The sequence below is a fragment of the Oceanospirillum sp. genome (assembly GCF_982874595.1).
Genome location: NZ_CEYNZH010000093.1, coordinates 1 through 3,987 on the forward strand (window position 1 = coordinate 1; position 3,987 = coordinate 3,987).

Annotated in this window: 4 protein-coding genes and 1 pseudogene; 4 read left to right on the forward strand and 1 reads right to left on the reverse strand. The window is 52.7% G+C overall.

Annotated elements, in window-relative coordinates; genetic code table 11:
• A pseudogene (locus AC4GL5_RS18260) lies at nucleotides 1–268 on the reverse strand (EamA/RhaT family transporter); the annotation flags it as partial.
• Between the two features lie 278 nt (nucleotides 269–546).
• Here AC4GL5_RS18260 and AC4GL5_RS18265 point away from each other — a divergent pair.
• The 4 genes from AC4GL5_RS18265 to AC4GL5_RS18280 form a co-directional block, all read left to right on the forward strand.
• Complete coding sequence (locus AC4GL5_RS18265) at nucleotides 547–1,410, forward strand: siderophore ferric iron reductase (protein ID WP_490384238.1); 864 nt, start codon at nucleotides 547–549, stop codon at nucleotides 1,408–1,410.
• Between the two features lie 88 nt (nucleotides 1,411–1,498).
• Nucleotides 1,499–2,263, forward strand: coding sequence for an ABC transporter ATP-binding protein (locus AC4GL5_RS18270; RefSeq protein WP_490384239.1), 765 nt, complete (start codon nucleotides 1,499–1,501; stop codon nucleotides 2,261–2,263).
• Between the two features lie 39 nt (nucleotides 2,264–2,302).
• A complete protein-coding gene (locus AC4GL5_RS18275; RefSeq protein ID WP_490384240.1) occupies nucleotides 2,303–3,265 on the forward strand; it encodes an iron-siderophore ABC transporter substrate-binding protein in 963 nt (320 codons plus the stop codon).
• Nucleotides 3,266–3,390: 125 nt separating this feature from the next.
• Nucleotides 3,391–3,987, forward strand: a 597-nt coding sequence (locus tag AC4GL5_RS18280; protein WP_490384241.1) for an iron chelate uptake ABC transporter family permease subunit, incomplete at its 3' end; no start/stop codon positions are given.

Sequence of the window (3,987 nt, forward strand, 5' to 3'; positions counted from 1 at the left end):
CACCCAGCATCAGAAACTCCAGTGCGAACAGTGTGCCGATGGCTAGCGCGGGAATACGATTCTCCGCGGACAGACGAATGCCCTGGTGATGATAGATCATCAGCATTCCGATCAGCACAGCACCAATACCGGAACGTAAGGCGATCTGAAACACCGGTGCCAGATCTGTTGCGACGGCTTTAAGAATGACCTGTTGAAAGGCCATGACCAGACAGAATCCGACCATCAGACTGAAGGCGAAGAAATCCATCGATTTACGGGAACCCATAATAGCTCACTCACTGCAGAAAAAAGCTTAAGGTCTCGCACAGGAGGCGAAACGAAAAGGGCTGCATTATGATCCGTCTGTTAAAAGAAATACAGCCAAACCACGCTCACACTATCGAATCACGCCCACATTAGCGAATAGTGGATGGCCAGAATCCTAACAGTCCTACCGCCTGATAATGCGATTAATTCTCAACTATTCACATCTTCTATTGATATAGATTATCATTTGCACCTGATAACACTTTCAAAACACCCTACAGGGTGATTGGGCGAAGAATGAACAGCAGAGCGCATCACGGTATCCATCATCAGGAAGCCCCCAAATCCGTGCCGGAAAACCCGGTAGAACAGGTGAGACAGCGTTCAATTCAGGGCTTATCGCAGCTTGTCAGCCACTACCTGCCCAGCATGACCCTAGACCTGCAACCTGCGGCATGCGGTGAACTCGCCACTAATGATCCGGAAAGCAAGCGAATGAGTCAGCTTTATCAGGCTATACAGGATTCAGAGCCTGAAGCCGGACGTTTCTACTGGAGCGCTCAATGCTGGAATATGCTCTGCTGGCAACCGGTTATTCTGAGCGTGGTGGCCGCCAGTGAATTCCAACTGATTACGGATGTGCGCCAGATGGGACAAAGGGTTCAGGGAGCGAGGGTCGCGGGTCTGTCAATTCCTGAGACTGCTTTTACCTTTGCTCAGAATCCGGCATCACTGATAAACAGCTGCGGCTTCCATCTGAGAAAACTGCTCGATACCTTGCTGGAACAAACCTGCGAACAGGTTCCGATCAATCCGAATCTCGCCAAACGCCTTTTTGCCGACCGTCTTTTGGGTACCCTTTTGCTGCTGCAACGCCTGAATAGCAAGGGCGAGTACAGCGACACCAGTCATCAGCATACTGAAATGCTGGCCAGTCAGTGGTTAGAAGCAATAGATCTCCAGGGTGCCAGTGACCTGATGCGGCTCGAACATCAAACCGATGCCATGAGTTCGCCTGAAGAGCGACTGGCTCTGAACCGAAAGGGCTGCTGTCAGCATTTTCGTAAGCGCGGTGGCAAGGTCTGCGCCAGCTGCCCAAAAAATAAGATGCCGGAACGCATTCGCCTCATACAGCAAAGCTGGCGGGAAGCCTCAGGCTAGAGAGCGACAGACCACAAAACACAGCCCATTCCGATCTGAACACGATTTAAATCAGAACTTTTTTACACGACAACAGGCAGGAAGAAGTATGTTGCACCTGAAGGATATCCGGGTTGAGCGGCAGGGGAGAACCATCCTTGCCATTGACGATCTGGCACTTAACGAAAATGAAATCACCGTCATCCTCGGTCACAACGGCTCTGGCAAGTCCACGCTGATGAAACTTCTGGCCCGTCAGGTCGGCCCCGATCAGGGGAGAATTCTGTTTGATGGCGACCCATTAGAGACGATGAGCCAGAAGCAACTGGCTCAAAATATCGCTTATCTGCCTCAGCATCTGCCGGTTGCCGATGGCCTTAATGTCAGAGAGCTGGTCCGTCTGGGACGCTTTCCGTGGCGGGGCCTGCTAGGGCGCTGGCAACGTGACGATGAGCAGATTATCGATCAGGCGATTTCCGATACCGATCTTGATGCTTATCGGGACAATACCGTCGATCAGATGTCCGGCGGCGAACGGCAAAGAGCCTGGATCGCCATGCTACTGGCTCAGCAAACACCCTATATGCTGTTGGATGAGCCTACCTCAGCCCTTGATCTCTCCCATCAGTATGCCTTGATGAGCCTGCTGTACCGGCTCAATCGGGCAACCGACCGGGGGGTCGTCATCATTCTGCACGATATCAATCTGGCGGCCCGTTTTGCCGATCGCATTCTGGCGCTGAAGCAGGGTGTCATCATCTTTGACGATAAGCCTGAGGCACTAATGAACAGCGATAGTCTGACAGCCCTTTACGACCTGCCGATTCAGACGCTTCAGCACCCCCACGGGCATGAAGTTGCCATCGTTGCCTAGAAAATTGATTTCAAAGAACGTCCAAAAGTCGAGTAAAACATGTTGTTAAACACCATTAAACAATTGAGCAAAGCACTCACAGCCGCACTGACTCTTAGCTTTGTAGCCAGTTCTCCGGCTTTTGCGGTGGCCGTAGAGGATAGCTTGGATCAACACGAATTTCCGCAACCTGCAACACGGGTTATCACCCTGAACTGGGGGGCAACTGAAGAGGTGCTGGAACTGGGTGTTACTCCGGTTGGTATGGCCGATGTTAAAGGTTACAAAACCTGGGTCGCCAGACCAGAAATCCCGGATGGTGTCATCGATGTGGGTACCCGCGCAGAACCTAACGTCGAACGTCTGGCTGAGCTGAAACCAGACCTTATCATCGTTGGTAGCATGCAGCAGGATATGGTGGCAAAGCTGAGCCCGATCGCACCCGTGCTCTATTTTGACAACTATCGCGCGGATCACAGCAATATTCAGGCGATTGAGCATTCCTTTATCGAGCTGGGTAAAGCTCTTGGCAGAGAGGAATATGCCAAAGCCAAACTGAAGAAGAGGGATGAGACACTGGCCAAGCTTAAAGAGAAAGTCTGGCAGCACTTTAATGGGCAACCACCTAAGGTCAGTGTGGCACGCTTTGGTGATGCAAACCACGCCCGCGTCTATGGCGATAACTCCATGCCAACGGCTGCTCTGGATGCTCTTGGTCTGAAAGCCGCTCTTGATATCCCAAGCACCACATGGGGGCAAGTGCAGAAGCCGATTCGGGATCTGGCATACCTTGAAGGTGTACTGCTCTATATCCGCCCGTTACCCAACGAAGAGAAACTCTTCCAACGCCCGCTGTTTCGTATGAGGCCCTTTGTCTCGGAAGGCCGAATTGCTCCCGTAAAATCAACATGGACCTATGGCGGAGCCTTATCGGTCCGCTATCTGGCGGAACACTTTGTTGAGGCTCTGACGGCACTGCCCGAAGATATTAGGACCGCTCAATCCCATGGAGCCGCTCACTGATGGGACAAACAACATTGCCCCACCGTAACTCCGGGCAAGACACCCGATCTTTTCGGTTACTTTTTAAGGCCTGCAATGGGATAAAAACCGCACTGAGTCTTCAGCAAAGGACCACTGTCAGACCGATGGCGGGGTTTACACTGGGTTTGACCGCTCTGCTGGTCATCGGTCTGTGGCATCTGCAAACGCGGACTCAACTGCCCTTAACGGAGCAATTGGCTTTATGGCTTGGTGCTCAGGCAGAAAACTTCAGCAGCTTTGAGTATCTCTACAGTGATATGCCCCGGCTGCTGATGGCGATTATGGCCGGAGCCGTACTTGGCTTAGTGGGCAGTATGATGCAGCAACTGCTGCAGAACCCCCTGGTTTCACCTATGACCCTAGGTGCCTCATCCGGTGCCTGGCTGGGGCTGGTTGCTGCGTCGGTGCTCTTTCCAAGTCTGGCGACGCTTTACCGGGAGTGGTGGGCGCTGTTTGGTGCCGTTCTGGCAACCGGCTTAAGTCTTTTGGTTGCCCGGCGCTCTGGGTTACGTGGGCTACCGATTGTACTGGCCGGTATGGCGGTGAGTTTACTTTTTGGCGCCCTATCATCCGCCTTAGTACTGCTTAATGACCAATACGTGCGAAACCTTTTTATCTGGGGGGCCGGGGATCTGGCTCAGGGTGACTGGAACGAGGTGCTTTGGCTGTTACCCCGATTGGCTCCGGTGCTTTTGCTGCTG

Coding starts and splice junctions, on each gene's coding strand:
- AC4GL5_RS18265 (WP_490384238.1), top strand. CDS start 547: ATGAACAGCAGAGCGCATCACGGTATCCATCATCAGGAAGCCCCCAAA.
- AC4GL5_RS18270 (WP_490384239.1), top strand. CDS start 1,499: ATGTTGCACCTGAAGGATATCCGGGTTGAGCGGCAGGGGAGAACCATC.
- AC4GL5_RS18275 (WP_490384240.1), top strand. CDS start 2,303: ATGTTGTTAAACACCATTAAACAATTGAGCAAAGCACTCACAGCCGCA.